General features: G+C 39.4%; 14 protein-coding genes. 9 read left to right on the forward strand and 5 right to left on the reverse strand.

What is annotated here, in order from left to right; all coding sequences use genetic code 11:
• The first annotated feature begins 19 nt into the window (after positions 1-19).
• From OOZ15_RS12710 to OOZ15_RS12720, 3 genes are all read left to right on the forward strand, one after another.
• A complete protein-coding gene (locus OOZ15_RS12710) occupies positions 20-2431 on the forward strand; it encodes an alpha-ketoacid dehydrogenase subunit alpha/beta (protein WP_265956797.1) in 2412 nt (803 codons plus the stop codon).
• Positions 2432-2646: 215 nt separating this feature from the next.
• Entirely contained in the window at positions 2647-3684 is a 1038-nt protein-coding gene (locus tag OOZ15_RS12715) for a GMP reductase (RefSeq protein WP_265956798.1), read from the forward strand.
• A 63-nt stretch (positions 3685-3747) separates the two neighbouring features.
• On the forward strand, positions 3748-4107 hold the full coding sequence (locus OOZ15_RS12720) for an MmcQ/YjbR family DNA-binding protein (RefSeq protein WP_265956799.1): 360 nt from the start codon (positions 3748-3750) through the stop codon (positions 4105-4107).
• Positions 4108-4143: 36 nt separating this feature from the next.
• Here OOZ15_RS12720 and holA read toward each other — a convergent pair whose 3' ends face one another.
• Positions 4144-5148: a DNA polymerase III subunit delta gene (holA, locus tag OOZ15_RS12725; protein WP_265956800.1), complete on the reverse strand. Its 1005-nt coding sequence runs from the start codon at positions 5146-5148 to the stop codon at positions 4144-4146.
• A gap of 59 nt (positions 5149-5207) precedes the next feature.
• Here holA and OOZ15_RS12730 point away from each other — a divergent pair, with 59 nt between their 5' ends.
• The 4 genes from OOZ15_RS12730 to OOZ15_RS12745 all read left to right on the forward strand — a co-directional run bounded on the left by OOZ15_RS12730 (position 5208) and on the right by OOZ15_RS12745 (position 8061).
• Positions 5208-5654, forward strand: a complete 447-nt coding sequence (locus OOZ15_RS12730; protein ID WP_265956801.1) for a type I restriction enzyme HsdR N-terminal domain-containing protein — start codon at positions 5208-5210, stop codon at positions 5652-5654.
• A gap of 104 nt (positions 5655-5758) precedes the next feature.
• Positions 5759-6757 carry a glycosyltransferase family 2 protein gene (locus tag OOZ15_RS12735; protein ID WP_265956802.1) on the forward strand — a complete coding sequence of 333 codons (999 nt, stop codon included), beginning with the start codon at positions 5759-5761 and terminating at the stop codon, positions 6755-6757.
• A gap of 127 nt (positions 6758-6884) precedes the next feature.
• The gene (locus OOZ15_RS12740) at positions 6885-7724 is read left to right on the forward strand and encodes an OmpA/MotB family protein (RefSeq protein WP_265956803.1); all 840 of its coding nucleotides are present in this window, start codon (positions 6885-6887) and stop codon (positions 7722-7724) included.
• A 127-nt stretch (positions 7725-7851) separates the two neighbouring features.
• Positions 7852-8061, forward strand: coding sequence for a (4Fe-4S)-binding protein (locus OOZ15_RS12745; protein WP_265956804.1), 210 nt, complete (start codon positions 7852-7854; stop codon positions 8059-8061).
• A 52-nt stretch (positions 8062-8113) separates the two neighbouring features.
• Here OOZ15_RS12745 and glyA read toward each other — a convergent pair whose 3' ends face one another.
• Complete coding sequence (gene glyA, locus OOZ15_RS12750) at positions 8114-9388, reverse strand: serine hydroxymethyltransferase (RefSeq protein WP_265956805.1); 1275 nt, start codon at positions 9386-9388, stop codon at positions 8114-8116.
• 110 nt (positions 9389-9498) lie between these two features.
• On the opposite strand from glyA, the gene fahA reads away from it, so the two are divergent.
• Positions 9499-10794, forward strand: coding sequence for a fumarylacetoacetase (fahA, locus tag OOZ15_RS12755; RefSeq protein WP_265956806.1), 1296 nt, complete (start codon positions 9499-9501; stop codon positions 10792-10794).
• 78 nt (positions 10795-10872) lie between these two features.
• On the opposite strand, the gene OOZ15_RS12760 is transcribed toward fahA, so the two are convergent.
• The 3 genes from OOZ15_RS12760 to ytxJ all read right to left on the reverse strand — a co-directional run bounded on the left by OOZ15_RS12760 (position 10873) and on the right by ytxJ (position 14293).
• Positions 10873-13380 carry a bifunctional glycoside hydrolase family 9 protein/polysaccharide deacetylase gene (locus OOZ15_RS12760; RefSeq protein ID WP_265956807.1) on the reverse strand — a complete coding sequence of 836 codons (2508 nt, stop codon included), beginning with the start codon at positions 13378-13380 and terminating at the stop codon, positions 10873-10875.
• Between the two features lie 68 nt (positions 13381-13448).
• Positions 13449-13898 carry a GNAT family N-acetyltransferase gene (locus tag OOZ15_RS12765; RefSeq protein WP_265956808.1) on the reverse strand — a complete coding sequence of 150 codons (450 nt, stop codon included), beginning with the start codon at positions 13896-13898 and terminating at the stop codon, positions 13449-13451.
• Between the two features lie 8 nt (positions 13899-13906).
• Positions 13907-14293: a bacillithiol system redox-active protein YtxJ gene (gene ytxJ / locus OOZ15_RS12770; RefSeq protein ID WP_265956809.1), complete on the reverse strand. Its 387-nt coding sequence runs from the start codon at positions 14291-14293 to the stop codon at positions 13907-13909.
• 152 nt (positions 14294-14445) lie between these two features.
• Between ytxJ and clpB the strand changes: the two genes are divergently transcribed.
• Positions 14446-17052, forward strand: a complete 2607-nt coding sequence (clpB, locus tag OOZ15_RS12775) for an ATP-dependent chaperone ClpB (RefSeq protein ID WP_265956810.1) — start codon at positions 14446-14448, stop codon at positions 17050-17052.
• The last annotated feature ends 38 nt before the right edge of the window (positions 17053-17090 follow it).

The following is a 17090-nucleotide window of genomic DNA, read 5'->3' on the forward strand; positions in this document are numbered from 1 at the left end:
TGCGTCTCATAAAAATAATATGCAAACAAAACCTTTTACCCAACAAGACATTTCTTTTGATGATTTCAGAAGTCAAATCCTAGACGACTACAAAATTGCTGTTACCAGCAGAGAATGTAGTTTGTTAGGAAGAAGGGAGGTCTTGACCGGAAAAGCAAAGTTTGGAATTTTTGGCGACGGAAAGGAAGTGCCACAACTGGCCATGGCAAAGGCTTTTAAAAAAGGCGACTTCAGAAGTGGGTATTACCGCGACCAAACTTTTATGATGGCAATCGGCGAGCTCAGTATAAAAAACTTTTTTGCCGGACTTTATGCCCATACCGATATTGAAAAAGAACCCATGAGTGCCGGAAGGCAAATGGGAGGGCATTTTTTAACGAGAAGTAACAATCCCGATGGTTCGTGGGTAGACCTCACCGCACAAAAAAACAGTAGTTCAGACGTTTCTACCACCGGAGGGCAAATGCCCAGATTGTTAGGTTTGGCACAAGCTTCAAAAATCTATCGCCATGTTAAGGAAGTAAATGCCGAAGGATTTTCTGTAAACGGAAATGAAGTAGCATGGGGAACTATAGGAAACGCGAGTACAAGTGAAGGTATTTTCTTTGAAACCCTCAATGCAGCAGGTGTAATGCAAGTTCCTATGGTGATCAGTATTTGGGATGATGACTACGGTATTTCGGTGCACGCAAAAGATCAAACGACCAAAGAAAATATTTCTGAAATATTAAAAGGTTTTCAGCGGAATGAAGATGAAGAAGGTGTTGAGATCATTGTGGTAAAAGGATGGGACTATCCTGCATTGATCGAGGCTTTTGATAAAGCAGGGAAAATTGCCCGTGAAGAACATGTTCCTGTACTTATTCACGTGACAGACCTCACACAACCGCAAGGGCACTCCACATCAGGATCGCACGAGAGGTACAAGTCTGAAGAAAGACTGATATGGGAAAAGGAACACGACTGCAACCTCAAACTAAGAGAGTGGATCATTGCTAATAAACTGGCTACCGACGAAGAGTTGGGTCAGCTTGAAAAACAGATCAAAAAAGAAGTCCGGGACGGTAAAAAGGATGCATGGAGGGAGTTTATAACTCCTATCAAAGCGGATAAAAAACAAGTGATTGCGCTCCTGACCGATTTGGCAAACAGCAGTAGCAACAAAAGTTTTATCAACAGGCTCAAAAATGATCTTATTTCCATAGAAGATCCTTCAAAACGCAATGTGATTTCCACCGCAAGAAAAGCACTTCGCTATGTGGCGCATGAGGAATCACCCGCAAAAGAATCTCTACAATCTTGGATCAATTCTTTTTACACCCATACACAACCGGAGTACAGTTCGCATCTCTATAGCGAAACTAAAAACAACGCAACCAATGTTGCAGAAATCCTACCGGAATACAGTGAGAACAGTAAATTGGTAGACGGACGCATTGTTTTACGGGACAATTTTGACAAACTGTTTGAAAACAATTCCAATGCTTTGGTCTTTGGAGAAGACAGTGGAAATATAGGTGATGTAAACCAAGGACTGGAAGGACTTCAAAAAAAATACGGAAAATTACGTGTAGCTGATGTCGGTATACGTGAAGCTTCCATCGTTGGTCAGGGTATCGGGATGGCATTAAGAGGCTTGCGCCCCATTGCAGAAATACAATACCTCGATTATATCTTTTATGCACTTTATGTGTTGAGTGACGATTTGGCCTCCCTGCTCTATCGTACTGTCGGGAAACAAAAGGCTCCGATGATCGTAAGAACACGCGGGCATCGTTTGGAAGGGATTTGGCATGCCGGGTCGCCTATGGGTGGACTCATACATCTTTTAAGGGGGATGTATATCCTTACCCCTCGAAATATGACCAAGGCCGCAGGGTTCTACAACACCTTGATGCAAAGTGAAGAACCGGCGCTTGTTATTGAAAGCCTGAACGGATATCGGTTGAAAGAACAACTTCCTGACAACATAGGTGAATTCCGCACCCCGATCGGTGTAGTGGAAACTGTAATAGAAGGAACCGATATCACATTGGTTTCATATGGTTCTACCCTAAGGATCGTAGAACAAGCTGCTAAAGAATTGTTGGAAGTTGACATCAATGCTGAAGTGATTGATGCACAAACACTACTCCCGTTTGACATCAACCACGACACGGTAAAAAGCGTGAAGAAAACCAATCGTTTATTGGTTATTGATGAAGATGTTCCCGGAGGATGTTCAGCATATTTGATCCAGGAGATCGTAGAAAACCAAGGCGCTTACCGATATTTAGACAGTGCTCCGCAAACACTAACTTCCAAAGCACACAGACCTGCCTATGCCAGTGACGGCGACTATTTCTCAAAACCCAATGCGGAAGATATTTTTGAAAAAGTCTACAGTATTATGCACGAAACTAATCCGGCGAAATTTCCTGAGCTGAGATAGATGTTTATTATCACACTGAGCAATGTTCATACTGAGCCTGTCAAAGCACAGTCGAAGTGTTTTTGGTCAGCTCTGATGAATCTTAGGTAAATTTAGATTTACAAACGATTAAAATCGCCTCTTCAAACCACTCTATTTTGCTTTTATTTCCTAAATTTCCTCTGTAAAAAACTAAAAATTATGTACTTTTCATTTCAAAAATAATAGTCAAGACTATGAGAATTGAAAATGAAGTAAAATTAGGTTTTAAAGATGTAATGATTCGTCCCAAACGCTCTACATTACGATCGCGAAACGATGTGACTTTGGAACGGGAATTTAAACTCAAACACAGTGCACATATCTGGAAGGGGATTCCCATCATTGCTGCCAACATGGATACGGTAGGTACTTTTGAAACGGCCAATGTGCTTTCTTCACAACAAATCATAACTGCCATACACAAGCACTACACCATAGACCAATGGAGCAATTTTTTAAGTGATAAAAGTGATGATGTCTATGATTACATTGCCGTAAGCACCGGCACAGGAAAACAAGACGCCAAAAAATTAAAGGAAATTATTGACCGCCATCCCCAGATAAAACTGATCTGTATTGATGTCGCCAATGGCTATTCTGAACATTTTGTTGATTTTGTAAGACAAACCCGTGACACTTATTCGGATAAGATTATCATGGCTGGAAATGTCGTTACCGGAGAAATGGTAGAAGAGCTCATTCTTTCCGGGGCAGATATCATCAAAGTAGGTATTGGTCCCGGAAGTGTGTGTACCACCCGTGTAAAAACAGGAGTGGGTTATCCACAGCTATCTGCTATTATTGAATGTGCTGATGCTGCTCACGGATTGGGCGGACAAATCATTTCAGATGGTGGGTGTAAAACCCCAGGGGATATCGCCAAAGCTTTTGGTGGTGGTGCCGATTTTGTTATGCTGGGTGGAATGCTCGCCGGACATACCGAAAGTGGTGGCGAGATCATTACCAAAAACGGGGAAAAGTTTAAGTCTTTCTACGGAATGAGTTCTGAAACGGCCATGAAAAAACATGCCGGTGGTATAGCAGAATACCGTGCCAGCGAAGGAAAAGCTGTTGAAATTCCATATCGGGGCGATGTGATCAATACGATTCAGGATATTTTGGGAAGTCTGCGCTCTACCTGTACTTATGTTGGTGCCGGAAGATTAAAAGAATTGACCAAACGTACTACCTTTATCCGGGTTGAGGAACAACACAACGAGGTTTTTTCGTAACGATTTTGCAAGACAATAGACTACTATTATAAAATCAATTCACCAACCGAAGCATTAAATAAAATGAATATTGAAGAATACCGGGATTATTGTATTCAAAAAAAGGGCGTTACCGAATCATTTCCTTTCCCCAAAAACTTACCCAATGTTTTAGTGTTCAAAGTTGGTGAGAAGATGTTTACAGCAACAGACATTTCAACTTATGCAAGTATTACGGTGAAATGCAATCCTGAAAAAGTAGATGAACTGAGAGCAAAATATCCCGCTGTTACACCACCCGTATATATGAGCAAAAAGCATTGGAATAGTGTTGTGATGGATAACTCAATTCCAGATTCGCTACTCTACCAATGGATTGATGATTCTTATGATCTGGTCGTAAAGAAATTGACAAAAAAAATTCGTTTAGAGTTAGGAATTTGATGTTTTCTAATTCTCAGTTTACTAATCCAACTCACATTATCCAAAAATGGTTGTCAGCAATTCTTTTAAAAGGTCAGCTTGAGAAATACTTGCAGCTCCTACCCCTTTACTTTTTACATCGACATCCCGCAAATGTGCAATAATCCTACTGCTTTGTTTCATGGGGTAATTTCGTGCAGCAGTTTGATATTCCCCAACAAAATAAGGGTTGATCTTCAGTGCTGATGCCACACTACTTTTAGAATGATCTTTTAGTCCGTGATATTGCAATAGTTGTGAAAAGAAATTATATAACAACGAAACCGTAACCACCAACGGATTATCCTTCGGATTCTGGGCAAAATAGTTCACTATACGGGTCGCTTTAACCACATTGCGCTCCCCTATGGCTTTACGGAGTTCGAAATTGTTATAATCCTTGCTGATTCCTATATTCTCCTCGATGTGTTGAGGCGTGATTTCTTGTCCCTGCGGAATAATGAGTTGTAGTTTTTCCAGTTCATTATTGATTTTCCCAAGGTCAGTCCCCAAAAATTCAACCAACATTTGCGCTGCTTTAGGGCTGATGGTGTATTTTCTTCCGGCCAACACGCGACGTATCCAATCCCCTACCTGATTTTCATATAATTTCTTACTCTCATAAATTAATCCTGTTTTTGAGATCGCTTTATAGAGTTTTTTTCGCTTATCTATTTTTTTGTATTTATAGCAGATCACCAAAACTGTTGTAGGCTGTGGCTGCAACGCATAAGCCTCAAGTTTCTCTATGGTTCGTGAAAGGTGTTGTGCTTCTTTTACAATAACCACCTGTCGTTCTGCCATCATGGGGTAACGTTTGGCGTTTGACACTATTTCGTCTATCGAAACATCCCTACCATAAAGCACCATCTGATTAAAACCCTTTTCTTCCTCAGACAACACCGATTGTTCCATATATTCAGCTATTTTATCAATATAATAAGGCTCATCCCCCATTAAAAAATAAATTGGCTTGATATTGCCTGCTTTTATATCGCTTACTATCTGTTTAATTTCATCCATAAAGAATAAGTGCTTTAATACGCTTTATTTAGTCTGCTATATTTCTGATATTTGCTATTATGCAAAAGTTGAATTTTCCGGAATACACATTCCGATTCAAAAATAGGGAAAATAAAATCCACATTTTTGATGAAGTCCGCAAAAAATTTGTGCAATTACAACCTGAGGAATGGGTAAGGCAGCACGTCGTAAAATTTTTAACTGACGAAAAGAAATTCCCCAAATCCCTTATCAATATTGAAAAAGAGCTGCTTGTCAATTCCCTTAAAAAGCGATATGACATTTTGGTGTATAAGCCAGATGGAAAAATCAAGCTCGTTGTGGAGTGCAAAGCTCCTTCAGTAAAAATCACCCAAAACACTTTCGATCAGATTGCCCGTTATAATCTTTCGCTTCAATCAGAATATTTAATGGTCACTAACGGATTGGATCATTATTTTTGTCAAATGGACTACCAGCAAGAAAAGTATGCTTTTCTCAAGGATATTCCGTCATATATACTTTAATTTGCAGACTTTCCCCTCATTAAGGGATTTGGCATAGCTAAGGTTATCGCTCTACCAAAAGAAACGAATAAAGCCTTATTTATGTTTAATATTGATCAAAATATATGAAAATAGCCGTTGTTATACTGAATTGGAATGGCAAGGATCTTCTGGAAAAGTTCCTTCCTTCGGTTATCAAGTTTTCTCCTGATGCAAATATCTATGTGGTCGATAACGCATCTACAGACCATTCGGTTGATTTTGTCAAGGAGCACTACCCAACCGTTCAGATTATTCAGAATGAGGTGAATGGTGGTTTTGCCAAAGGATATAACGATGCCCTGAAAAATATAGAAGAAGATGTTTTTTGTTTACTGAATTCAGATATCGAAGTCACCAAAGACTGGCTGACACCTATAGAAGATACTTTCAAAAAAAATCGTGAGATTGCGATCATTCAGCCAAAAATATTAGACTACAAGGATAAAACCAGTTTTGAATACGCAGGAGCAGCAGGAGGTTATATCGACCGTTTGGGTTATCCTTTTTGCAGGGGAAGGGTTTTTCAGACTATGGAAAAGGACCAAGGGCAATACGACGATATAAAAGAAATTTTCTGGGCTACCGGAGCCTGTATGTTTATAAAAAAAGAGGTTTTTAATGCCTTGGGCGGCTTTGACGAAGATTACTTTGCCCATCAGGAAGAAATAGACCTCTGTTGGCGGGCTCAAAACCGAGGTTATAAAATTGTGTATACCGGAGCTTCAAAGGTATATCATGTTGGAGGAGCCACATTGAATAATATGAATCCGAAAAAAACATTTTTAAATTTCAGGAATTCATTATTCTCTATCACAAAAAACCTTCCCCTGCGCAAGGTCATACCACTAATTGTCGCCAGATTGTTTTTAGACGGAATCGCCGGAATTCGCTTTTTATTCCAATTAAAATTCTTACATTTATTGGCAATAATAAAAGCACATTTTAGTTATTACTACTATTTTGTGAAAATTATAAATAAACGCGGGCAAATAAAGGATCTTAAGTATTTTTCATGCTCCTCTGTTGTAGTTGATTACTTTATAAAACAGAAACGTTATTATCGTGAAATCGTTAAGGAATAACAGTCTAAAATATGATAAAATCAACGCTGATTTAAGAGAAAATTAACGGAAAACGGCATACGAGCATTTGCTTTTTATCTATTTTTGCCTTAAAATGTTAAAACGTTAATTAAGTAAATCCATAATTATGAAAAAAATTTTTTTACTGGGCGCACTAGGCGCTATCTTTTTAACTTCTTGTGTTTCTTCCAAAAAGTATGCTGAATTGGAAGCCAAACAAAAGGAAACTGAAGATTTGTTGAATTCAGCCACTGTTAAGCTGAATACATGTCTTTCAGAAAAAGAAAGTTTGAAAGATCAAAACGCAATGCTGAAATCAAGCAATCAGGATTTGATCAACAATATGGGTAATTTAACTACCCTGACTGCTAAGGGAGCAGATAACCTTGAAAAATCCCTTGAAAGCTTGAGAGAAAAAGATCTTACGATCAGAAAACTTCAAAATGCAGTTACTCGAAGAGACTCTGTTAACTTGGCCTTGGTTCAAAGTTTAAAAGGAGTGTTGGGTAATTTAGATGATGAAGACATTAACATCAGCGTAGAAAAAGGAGTTGTTTATGTAAACATTTCTGATAAACTACTATTCTCTAGCGGAAGTACTACTGTAACCTCTAAAGCTAAAGCTGTTTTAGGAAAAGTAGCTACCGTAGTGAAAAACAAGCCTGATTTTGAATTTATGGTAGAAGGACACACCGATACTGTGCCGATTAAAACTGCTGCCATAAAAGACAACTGGGATCTGAGTGTTTTAAGAGCAACTGCCGTTGTTAGAATCCTTCAGAATGAATTTGGAGTATCACCAGCTAGAATGACTGCATCCGGTAGAGGTGAGTACATTCCTGTGGCATCCAACGATACTACTGAAGGGAAATCTAAAAACCGTAGAACCAGAATTGTTGTATTGCCTAAACTTGACCAATTCTACAGCATGATTGAAGAAGGAATGAAAGACCCTGCTATCAACTAAGGGATTTCATTTGATATATATTTTAAAAAGCACTCTTTTCAAAAGGGTGCTTTTTTTTATTATATTTAATAGCATGATGTCGCCTCCAACATCAAAGAAACCTATTGTTCAATAAAAACTGATACACATGAAAACTTATCCAAAAGAAAACCTATCGATCGTCTGGGAGGCTGAAAAGTGTCAACACTCCGGTATTTGTATAAAATTATTGCCGAAAGTCTACAATCCAAGAGAACGCCCGTGGATAAAGCAAGAAAACGCCACAGAGGAGGAGATTATCAAGCAGGTAAAACAATGTCCTTCGGGCGCACTATCAATCAAGTACCACGAAAAATAAAAAGCCCCAATCCGTAAGAATCAGGGCTTTTTTTATATTTATTTTGATTTTCTTATGACTTGAACAACGGTCTGTGTTCCATAAGTTCGTTCACTTGCTTTTTGATGGCTTCAACTTTGGCATCGTCATTTCGGTTGACTAGCACATCGTCTATCAAGTTTACAATGGTTTCCATATCTTCTTCAACCAAACCACGGGAGGTGATTGCTGCCGTTCCTATTCTGATTCCGCTTGTTACAAACGGACTCTTATCATCAAAAGGAACCATATTTTTGTTTACCGTAATATCAGCCCTGCCCAAAGCTTCTTCACCTTCTTTTCCTGAAATATCCTTGTTTCTGAGGTCGATCAACATCATATGATTATCCGTTCCATCAGAAATAATGTTGTATCCCCTATCGACAAATGCTTTGGCCATCGCAGCCGCATTTTTCTTCACGCGAATAATATAGTGTAAGAAATCCTCGCTTAATGCCTCTGCAAAAGCAATTGCTTTAGCAGCAATAATGTGTTCCAAAGGTCCGCCTTGATTTCCAGGGAAAACAGCACTGTCAAGCAATGAAGACATCTTTCTTAACTTTCCACTCTTCAATTTTATTCCAAATGGGTTATCAAAATCCTCTCCCATCAATATAAGTCCGCCACGAGGTCCTCTCAAGGTCTTATGGGTTGTAGTCGTCACAATATGACAGTGAGGAATCGGGTCGTTAAGCACACCTTTAGCGATCAATCCTGCAGGGTGAGAAACATCGGCCATTAAAATAGCGCCAACACTATCGGCGATTTCCCTGAATTTTGCAAAATCAATATCCCTTGAATATGCAGATGCTCCGGCGATGATCAATTTTGGCTGTTCTTTTTCTGCCACTTCTGCTATATGGTCGTAATTCAAACGTCCGGTCTCCTTCTCTACTCCATAAAACACCGGGTTGTATAATTTACCTGAAAAATTAACCGGAGAGCCGTGTGTAAGATGCCCTCCATGAGAAAGGTCGAATCCTAATATCTTATCCCCCGGTTTTAAGCAAGCTGCAAAAACCGCTGTGTTGGCCTGTGAACCACTGTGCGGTTGAACATTGGCCCAAACAGCTCCAAATAGCTCTTTTGCACGCTCTATGGCAATGCTCTCTACCTGATCAACTACTTCACAGCCTCCGTAATAGCGCTTTCCGGGATATCCTTCCGCATATTTATTGGTTAAAACAGAACCGGCAGCTTCCATAACTTGTTCGCTTACAAAATTTTCTGAAGCGATTAGTTCAATTCCTTCTAATTGGCGTTTTTTCTCAGCCTCAATAAGATCAAAAATTTGTTTATCTCTTTCCATTTTGGAGTATTTGTTAAAGAATGGACAAAAATATAAAATAGATTCGGTAAATTGATAGAAATTAATACCTTTAAATCCAATTTTATCAAACAATAATCAAGAATTTTGTCATGTCTGATACAGCAAACAACCCAAACAGAAAATCGTGGATTCCAGTTGAAAAAGATTCAGATTTTCCCATTCAGAATATTCCTTTTGGTGTCTTTTTAACCCGTGACGATGTGATTACCATTGGTACCCGCATCGGAAATACCGCCATCGACCTTGGCGCTCTACACCAATTAGGGTATTTTAATGATATTCCTCTTACTGACGATATCTTTTTACAAGATACCCTGAACGATTTTATATCAGACGGAAAAAAAACATGGAGACTAGTAAGAAATCGGATTGCCAAAATTTTTGATGAAAAGAACGAAAGCTTAAAAAATAATAAAGAACACCGCAAAATTGTTCTTTTTACTTTGGATGAGATCGAGATGCAACTTCCGGTTCAGATCGGGGATTATACCGATTTTTACAGCAGTAAGGAACATGCAACCAATGTTGGGACTATGTTCCGCGATCCGGACAATGCGTTGCTTCCCAACTGGCTTCATATTCCGGTGGGCTACCATGGAAGGAGTTCTACCATAGTTCCAAGTGAAATTCCAATTCGCCGTCCGATGGGACAAACCATGCCCGCAGGGGCAAGCGAACCTGTTTTCGGTTCGTCAAAATTGGTTGATTTTGAACTGGAAATGGCTTTCATCACCACCGACGCCAATCTCATGGGAGAACCCATCCCAATCGAAGAAGCTGAAGAATATATATTTGGACTCGTCCTTTTTAACGATTGGAGTGCGCGTGACATTCAAAAATGGGAATATGTGCCCCTTGGACCATTCCTAGCAAAGAATTTTGCTTCGTCCATTTCCCCATGGATTGTTACGTTGGATGCTTTGGAACCGTTTAGGGTTGAAAGTCCAAAACAAGATCCGGAACCACTTCCCTACTTGAAATATGAAGGCAAAAAGAGTTTTGACATTCATTTGGAGGTCGATTTGGCTCCCGAAAATGGTACGCCACAGACCATCACTAAAAGTAATTTCAAGTATATGTACTGGAATATGGCACAACAACTGGCACACCACACCATAAACGGCTGTAAGGTGAACAGTGGGGATATGATGGGAAGCGGAACGATTTCCGGTCCCACCCCCGATTCCTATGGTTCGATGCTCGAACTGACATGGAGAGGTGAAAAACCACTTAAAATGAATGACGGCAGTGAACGAAAATTCATCAATGATGGCGACACTGTTAGCATGCGAGGATATTGTGAAAATGATCAGGTAAGAATTGGTTTTGGGGAGGTCTCAAACAAGCTCTTGCCTCCTTTCAATCCGAAGAAAAACAAAAAATAGGGCCATAATCATTTCGACCAAAAGGAGAGGTCTTATCTTTTAAATGTCAACATGGCTTTATTCAGATAAGATTTCTCTCTACATATGGAATTCAAGTAGTTCTGGCAATGATACAAAATCATAACCTCGTTGTTGCAGCGAAACAATCAATGTCTCTAAAGAATCATAAAATTTATCTGTTCTGTCTGGATGTGTGCCTATATGGCTCAACAAAATAAAACCGTTTAATCCATTCTGCGATTCATGCTCCAGTATTGAATTAAAAATTTTTTTACTGGTTCTGTATTGTTTTGAATCGGGAGTAGTATAATCGGCATGCGACAATGTTCCCTGCGTAAAGTTAATAAGCTTAATATCCTGTTGATAAGCCCATTGCGTAATGATATTGTTATTCCATTCGTAAGGTGGTAAAAAATAAGGGGCATCGTTTTTAGAAATACCAAACTTCTCCATTTCAGCATAATTAGCCAATAAGTCGTTCGTGAAATCGTCATGGGAAATCAATAACTTTTTCGCCTCAGTCCAGTCGTTATATTGTAAGTGTTTGTCAGAATGCGCTCCAAGATAATGCCCCGCTTTTGTAGCTTCTTTAATAAACGGTTTAAAGTTTTCGTTTCTATAAAAATCACCTGTAAGAAAAAACGAAGCTGTTAAATCATGCTTTTTTAATGTTTTTAATATGGTTTGCGCTCCATCTGCAAACTTGTGACCGCTAAAAATCAAAGTTAGTTTCTTTTCTTCCTTATCACCTCCAACAATTGCCCCGGTATTGTCGAATGCAAGTTGTTGTTTTCTCTTTTTACCCTTTCTACCCTTTTTCTCAAGTGACGATAAATAATACACCAAACTGGCTGTACCGTCCATGGTTGGTTCGTTCGTGGAATAATCCCCGGCATCGTCATGATACACCGCTATATCTGATTGAAATTCGGCATAGACATCAGCATCATATAATTCCAGACCGATTAGGCTATTAAAAATTGAGCCGTAAACAGGCCCATCAACCAATCCCCCATACGTTTGATAATTATTCAACACCTTTAAAGAGGAATGTGGGTTTACAGGCGAGTCTGCGTTATCAGGAAGCCCTACAATCATAGTGGTTCCCCAAGGATTACAACCAAAAAGCCAATCTCTTAATCCGGCTTCCATTTCCATATAGGTCTCATCTCCCGTTAATTTTCTGTACAAAGAGCATTGGGTTACTGCTGCAGTAACAAAATTATTAGAACACCAAACAAAAGGCGTTCCTATAAAAAACGGATTCTCTTTCCCTCTTTGATGCAATAAATCGAGCCCTTTGTTATAAAAATCACTCAACTCTGCTTCCTCTTTACCTTTCAAGTTTGAGGCTAATTCGTAATGACCGGCATTCAAAAACGGATAATATTGATAGTGCCTTATGGTATCCCGCCCCATCCACGGAGAAACAGGCTCATCTCTAGCATATTTTATACCTTCGGTTTTATAAATTGTATCTCCTGTAAGTCTGTATAAACTACTTGCCGCCAACTCCATATCATCTTTCCAGTTCTCCTCCTCATAAAAATAAGGTCCTTTACAGGGAGCAGTTTGACTAACACCGGGATGCGCCTTACCAAACTTATAGGCATTTACGGAACGATTTGTAAGGTCTTCAGCATATGCTGGGTAGAATTCTGAAAGTACTTCGGCGCCAATGGCAAAAGAGGAAGCGTATTTCTCGGCAGTAGAAGCCACTCCGGTCGATCTGTTCTTGTATTTTTTCAAGCCTTGTTTTTCAGCTGATGCTAAATAAACAGGCCTTCCTTTATAATTTTTGTTATACACTACCGTATCTTTATTCGGCAAGCGGTAACCTGCATGATCCCTGTCGTCTGCAATCTGATTATAAAACTCATCATGTGATGGATTCATCTTCTTGAGCCAATCCATCCCAAATTTTGCCTCGTCTACAACATCGGGAATTCCGTTCGGTCCCGGCAAACCATTTGCTTGGTGCGTATCGCCAAAAGCCTCGGGGTTTTCACGGTAAGCAAACAGTAACTGAAATACCGCATTGGCCGAAGTTGTTGTATACTGCAAATAATCGGTAGCGTCGTGCCAACCGCCACGCACATCAATCCGCTGTCCGGTTTTTGTTGGATGATAAATAATATAGCCATCGTTTACATGGCATGAATCGGTTAAAAACGGGTTATAACCGCACCGTTGTTGCCGCATGTACTTTAAAAGAAAATCGGCTGCATGATCGTAAACATTATTATCAATTTTAAATTTTGGAGATTTGGTTTTTCCAACTTTTAGATAATATGTTCCGGGAGTTTTAAAGTCGGAAAAGTCAAGTCGAAACGATGATTTAAAAGGCCCGTAAGCTCCTTTTTCTTTTATTTTTCCTGAAGTATATACAACAGAATCTTTATACGCATCAATAATAGAAAAATCATCTACTTCTGGAGTCTCTTTCGATCCTAAAACGGCTACTTTTATACTTTCCGGTTGATATCCAAGGTTATTTATTCGTATCCATGATTTTTCAGGTTGCTGTTTGCAACTCATAAATGTAAGTAACGCAAGTATTGTATAGGCAAATGATTTAAAGCTCATAAGGCTTGGTGGTTAACTCTCTAGCTTTTACAAAAAACTATATGTGAATTGTAAATATAATGAATCGCTTATAAATGCTTTTCAAAACAAATACTGGTCTCCACCCCTGCGTATTGTCCGTAATTTGGGATTACTGTATAACCATTTTTTTTGTAGAGGTGAATGGCGACTTCGTTTTCCGTTCCGGTTTCTATGATGTATTTATGTGCTGATAATTCTTGTGCCCAATCTTCTAAAGCAACAAGTATCTTTACCCCAATGCCTTTTCCCCTACTTTCTGGTTTTACATACATCCGTTTTACCTCCATGACTCCTTTTTCATATTCTTTAATAGAACCACAAGCAACCGGAGAACCATCATCATAGGTCACAATTACATGTTTTATCTTATCCAGTTTGTTGAACTGATCATAAAAAGCATGGTTCACTCCATCTACTTTAGCCATATGAATGTCCAATAACTCCACTAAAGCGACAAAATCTTCATTTCTTGCATCGGTTCTTTGCAAACGAATCATGGTACAAACTATATATATTCAGCGATTTTTTCGGCATCAATCTGTCCGTGGGAAACATCATAAACAACCTTTCCTTCTTTAATTACCAACAATTGCGGACTTTCATGATAAATACCATATTTTTCGGCTATGGCGTTGGAGATCTCCCTGTTGCCCAGGATATCCAGAAAATAAAGTTTAGCGGAATCTTCCGGTAAAGCATATTGATTTTCAAAGTTGCTGAGGGAAAACCGGCTTATTCCACAGCGTGTACTATGCTTGAAAACAACCACAGTAGTCGACATCGATTCTGCATCAATGGTTTTAAGTTGTGAAACAGTGGTTAATTCATTCCAAGGAAACGATATAGACTCATTTTCCTTACTTCCGCTGAAAATAGATTTTAAAAAATTCATAACTTTATAGTAGCTCCTTTTCCATTATCCTTACATCTAAAAAAAAGACAAAATGTCATTTTAATTTAGAAAAAATACGCCATTTTGACATTTTTAATAATTGGAACATAAATTGACCAACAAAGATCGATAATAAACACCAGATAAAATATATGAACTTAAACAATTTTACCATAAAATCACAGGAAGCCATACAACAAGCGCAACAAATAGCGCAAGGGTATGGCCATCAGCAGATAGAGAACGAACACATTTTTAAAGCCCTTTTTGAAGTGGATCAAAATGTGCTCCCTTTCCTTCTTAAAAAATTGGATGTAAACGTCAACCTGCTGAAACAGGTTTTAGACAGTACGCTAAACAGTTTTTCAAAAGTTGAAGGAGGCGAATTGATGTTGTCTAGGGATGCAGGAAGCGCCCTGAACGAAGCCAGTATCATCGCCAAGAAAATGAAAGATGAATTTGTTTCGGTGGAACACCTGATTCTTGCCATCTTCAAATCAAAAAGCAAAATAGCCCAAATATTAAAAGATCAAGGTGTAACAGAAAAAGCCTTGAAAGTGGCCATCGAAGAACTGAGAAAAGGAGACCGGGTTACTTCCGCCAGTGCAGAAGACACTTACAATTCCTTGAATAAATATGCGAAAAACCTGAATCAGCTCGCTAATGACGGGAAATTGGATCCTGTTATCGGTCGGGATGAAGAAATACGTCGTGTGTTACAGATCCTTTCCCGAAGAACCAAAAACAATCCCATGTTGGTCGGTGAACCCGGAGTGGGTAAAACAGCCATCGCTGAAGGTCTTGCTCATAGGATCATTCAGGGGGATATCCCGGAAAACCTAAAAGACAAACAGATATTCTCCTTAGATATGGGGGCGTTGATTGCCGGAGCCAAATATAAAGGTGAGTTTGAAGAACGCCTGAAAGCCGTGATTAAAGAAGTTACTACTTCCGATGGCGATATCGTGCTCTTTATAGACGAGATACACACCTTGGTAGGTGCAGGTGGCGGACAAGGCGCTATGGACGCAGCAAACATCTTAAAACCTGCATTGGCGAGAGGTGAATTGCGCGCTATTGGCGCGACTACCCTTGATGAGTATCAAAAATACTTTGAAAAGGACAAAGCTTTGGAGCGTAGGTTTCAAAAAGTTGTCGTCGCCGAACCGGATACAGAAAGTGCAATTTCCATACTAAGGGGAATCAAGGAAAAATATGAAACGCACCATAAAGTCCGTATCAAAGATGAAGCTATTATCGCGGCGGTGGAATTATCCCAACGTTATATCACCAATCGATTTTTGCCCGACAAGGCGATTGATTTGATGGACGAAGCCGCTTCTAAACTCCGTATGGAGATCAACTCCAAACCGGAGGAGCTCGACGTACTAGACAGAAAGATCATGCAATTGGAGATTGAAATTGAAGCGATTAAAAGGGAAGATGACGAATTGAAGTTGAAATCCTTAAACTCCGATCTTGCCAATCTGAAAGAAGAGCGCAACGAAGTTTTTGCCAAGTGGAAAAGTGAGAAAGATATCGTGGATGAAATTCAATCTACCAAAGAAAGTGTAGAGCAATTCAAACTGGAAGCCGAACGTGCCGAACGCGATGGCGATTACGGAAAAGTAGCGGAAATCCGATACGGGAAAATAAAAGAAGCCCAAGAAAAATTGGAAACGCTACAAAACAAGCTTGAAGAAGAGCAAGCCAATGGTAGCAACCTTATCAAAGAAGAAGTAACCAATGACGATATTGCCGAAGTTGTAGCCAAATGGACCGGGATTCCGATAACCAAAATGTTGCAAAGCGAACGCGAAAAACTGTTGAAGCTTGAAGAAGTTCTCCACAAAAGAGTGGTCGGACAAGAGGAAGCCATTCAGTCGGTTTCTGATGCGATCAGAAGGAGTCGGGCAGGTTTACAAGACGCCAATCGTCCTATTGGGTCGTTCCTTTTTTTGGGAACCACTGGAGTGGGTAAAACCGAACTTGCTAAAGCCTTAGCTGAATACCTTTTTGACGATGAAGCTGCAATGACCCGTATTGACATGAGCGAATATCAAGAACGGCATTCGGTAAGTAGATTGGTAGGGGCACCTCCGGGATATGTTGGTTATGATGAAGGTGGACAACTTACGGAAGCTGTAAGACGCAGACCTTATTCGGTGGTCTTGTTGGATGAAGTTGAAAAAGCGCATCCTGATACTTTCAATATTCTTTTACAGGTATTGGATGAAGGAAGGTTGACCGACAACAAAGGTCGCTTGGCCGATTTCAAGAATACTATCATTATCATGACCAGTAATATTGGAAGTCACATTATTCAGGAAAAATTTGTAGCCGTAAAAGATATTGAAAGTGCGATGGAATCCGCTAAAGTAGAAGTTCTGGGCTTATTGAAACAAAGTGTTCGACCGGAGTTTCTAAACCGCATAGATGATATCGTTATGTTTACCCCGCTTAACCCTGATGACATCAAAAAAATTGTTAAACTACAGTTAAAAGGAGTCACCAAAATGGTAGCGAAACAGAACATAACGCTCGATGCTACGGAAGAGGCTATTGCATACCTGACCAGAATTGGATACGATCCACAATACGGGGCAAGACCTGTAAAAAGGGTTATTCAGAAAGAAGTATTAAACAACCTTTCCAAAGAAATTTTAAGTGGAAAAGTCAATGCTGAAAGCATTATTCTTCTAGATGAATTTGACGGTAAGTTGGTTTTCAGAAACCAAACAAATTTAATAGAAAATTAACAGTTTCAGGCTGTAAGTTTAAATCAAAATAAGCGACT

Source organism: Galbibacter kalidii, from assembly GCF_026241135.1.
In the GTDB taxonomy this organism is placed as follows: domain Bacteria; phylum Bacteroidota; class Bacteroidia; order Flavobacteriales; family Flavobacteriaceae; genus Galbibacter.